The organism is Bradyrhizobium sp. 87 (assembly GCF_023073015.1).
Lineage (GTDB): Bacteria > Pseudomonadota > Alphaproteobacteria > Rhizobiales > Xanthobacteraceae > Bradyrhizobium > Bradyrhizobium canariense_D.
In genome coordinates this window covers 1-1,992 of sequence record NZ_JADPIQ010000057.1, presented here as the reverse complement: position 1 = coordinate 1,992, position 1,992 = coordinate 1, and the positions used below count along the sequence as shown (strand labels likewise).

Annotated in this window: 1 protein-coding gene and 1 pseudogene; both read right to left on the bottom strand. The window is 59.4% G+C overall.

Going from position 1 to position 1,992, the window contains the following annotated elements; genetic code table 11:
* Nucleotides 1–281: 281 nt before the first annotated feature.
* Nucleotides 282–401, bottom strand: coding sequence for a hypothetical protein (locus IVB50_RS42685; RefSeq protein WP_346771302.1), 120 nt, complete (start codon nt 399–401; stop codon nt 282–284).
* A gap of 53 nt (nt 402–454) precedes the next feature.
* Nucleotides 455–1,120: pseudogene (locus IVB50_RS15025) on the bottom strand (RNA ligase family protein); the annotation flags it as partial.
* Between the last annotated feature and the right edge of the window lie 872 nt (nt 1,121–1,992).

Sequence of the window (1,992 nt, the reverse complement as noted above, 5' to 3'; positions counted from 1 at the left end):
AACGTTGCTCACGATCGCCTGAAATCGCTGCTCACGATCCTCTGAAATCGTTGCTCACGATGCGCTGAAATCCGTGCTCACGATGCCGCGAAACGCGCACGCTCGAGCAGGAGCCCTGCTCTCGTCCCCGTAGTGGGCTCGTCCTGCCTTTGGCGAGCAATGGTGAGAGGCTTCAATAGAACCCGTCTGCTTGGATCCTTGACGCATCAACGCCACCGCGTCTTCATCGCCCAGGCGGAGGCATCAGTAGCCCGCATGCAGTGGCGCCGAATGTACGTGAGCTATTTTTTGGATAACCCTTCGAACGAACTAGCGCGAAGCAGGCCTTCAGAGGTGATGTCCCGGTATTCAACGTCCGCAAAAAACTTCGGCTCGACCCAGGTGGCCTTCGGTTTCTTGATGCGCTAGTGAGCTTTTGCTTCGGGCTGACAACCGTATCAAGCGCCTTGCGGATCTCCGCCGATTTGGTCCGGCTCCAGCCCGTCCCGACCTTCCCCATGTAGCGCAGCTCTTTCCCTTCCTGCTTGCCGAGGTAGAGCGCGGCGACGCCGGACGGATCCTTGACGAAACCAACGACGGGGAATTTCTCGCGCTGCACCGTCTTGATCTTCTGCCAGGTCTCAACCCGCTCCGACCGGTACGGCGCATCAACCCGCTTGGAGACGATGCCCTCGTAGTTCAGCTTGCTGGCCGCCTCGAACAGCGCCTGCCCGTCACCCTCATGGTGCTCACTGTAGAAGATGGGAGCTTCCAGCCCGTTCTCGTCTATCAGCTGCTTCAGCAGCTCCTTGCGGGCAAGCTGAGCCATTCTGCGAACGTCCTTGCCGTCCAACCATAGAAGATCGAAGGCGAAGTAAACCAGCCGGTCCTGGTCGCCTCGGCCGAGGTCCGCCTGAAGTTCGGAGAAGTTGGTTCGCCCCTCATGGATGACCACCACCTCCCCGTCCACGATGGCCTGACCCGGAATGTCGAAGGCACCAGCAATGACCGAGAAACGGTTGACCCAGTTGTGGGCGTTGCGGGTAAAGGCTTTACGGGTGTCGCCGTGGATGTGGAGCTGGATGCGGTAGCCGTCGTATTTGACTTCGTGAATCCATTCAGCCCCCGAAGGAGCTTTCATCTTCAAGGTCGCAAGCTGAGGGCTGATGAAGCCCGGCATGGAAGCCTGCGGCTTCTTGGCCGGTGCCCGGGTACGCTTTGCCACTAACGCAACTCACAAAAGCCCGCCGCCGGTGTTGGGGAGCCGACGACGGGGCACTCTACCTACCTTATTCACGACTCTCCAACCGCGAAGCTGAAGCGGCGTTCCCGGGCGTTCTCTCATACAACCGCAATCGCGATTCCAGGTTGTATTTTCAACGTCAACGAGAACGGCCGCCGAACAGGAAGCGAACGCTTGTGGTGAATCCTTCTCAGTACCGACGCCGCTGCGGCGCGGCCGGCCGGCGGGAGATCGGTGCCGACAACGCAGCTCGGCTTGGCGGGAGTTTGCTTGCACCAATGATTGGCTGCGGAGATGATGCGGAATGTCAAAAGCCATGGAGTTGATTGTCGCAGGTTATGTGCGGGGCAAGGATCGACGCGCTCTCGCACAATTGCTCGCGCATCGGCGCAGGATGCTGGGGCGAGCTGCAGGCCGTCTCGGGTATCGATCCCGCGAACGCCATTCAAGCCGTTCAGGACGAACTTGCTATCATCGAAGCGGGCTTGGAGGAGCTTAGGCCGCCGCCTGGCGCATTGCCCGAGAACGAGTGGAGCTAGGCAGCCCGCGTGGACGCGATAGTGCAACGATGACTGGAAGCTGACCGCATAAAATACGGGGATACCACATGCTCGTTCCTGATGAACCTGACTTGGCGTCGGCTTGCCTACACAATGCTGATCGGTATGCGCTCTAGCATTACAGTTGCTTTTTTGATTTGAAGTGGGCGCGTTGAGCGGCAGCCTGGTGAGCTCTGCGCCAGAAGGACCATGCGATGATGTGTGCGGGTT